This window comes from Leucobacter sp. USCH14 (assembly GCF_037619215.1).
In the GTDB taxonomy this organism is placed as follows: Bacteria; Actinomycetota; Actinomycetes; order Actinomycetales; family Microbacteriaceae; genus Leucobacter.
In genome coordinates this window covers 1-682 of sequence record NZ_JAQPZP010000033.1, presented here as the reverse complement: position 1 = coordinate 682, position 682 = coordinate 1, and the positions used below count along the sequence as shown (strand labels likewise).

Here is a 682-nt window from a genome sequence, read left to right as displayed (position 1 = left end):
GAGGGGGCATAGTGATCATCCTTCCAGGCCAGCCGGAACCAGCCATATCGAATGTCACCTAAACGTGCAGCAGACCCCATCACTCGCCTCAGAAGTCACACGCTGCTCGCGCCGATCTGCTCGTTGCGCCGTAGCTGTCTACGCGCACCTTCTTCCTGACCGAGACTCCACGGAGGAAGGGACGCGCGCCATGAGCACGGGAGCACCGAGGTACCAGCCAGCCCAGTTCGAGGCGTCGGGGTGGGAGTCGGGCACGCCGGAGCGCAAGGCCCGGTTCGTGAACTCGCTGCTGCGGTTCATCGCTGCTGACTTCCCGCGTGAGCGCTTCACCCGATCCCTGTACGGCGGGTTTTCCACTCACGGCTGCTTCGGGTTCATCGCGCACTACAACCTCGACGGCTTCTACGAAGCCCAGCTCTCCACCCCAGACCGACGCGCCCGCTTCCTCCACGACCTGCGCCAGGAATGCGAACGCGACGCCCGGCATGATCGGCCTGATCTATGGAGCGACGTGAAACGCGTGCTCGCCGAACGTCTGCAACCCCAGGAACTGCAGCCACCAGCCCGACGGCTGCCAGCACCTACGCGGCGGCACTCCTCGCCGAGCAGGCGCGACTGCCGGACGCTCTTCTGACCCGGCACCGGGGTGGGGGGGGGGGGGGGGGGGGGGGGGGGGGGGGGG

The 682-nt window shown here is 67.4% G+C and carries 1 protein-coding gene; it reads left to right on the top strand.

Annotation, left to right across the window (positions count from 1 at the left end; translation table 11 throughout):
- The first annotated feature begins 277 nt into the window (after nucleotides 1-277).
- On the top strand, nucleotides 278-634 hold the full coding sequence (locus PQI23_RS13935; protein WP_339975562.1) for a hypothetical protein: 357 nt from the start codon (nucleotides 278-280) through the stop codon (nucleotides 632-634).
- Nucleotides 635-682 lie beyond the last annotated feature (48 nt).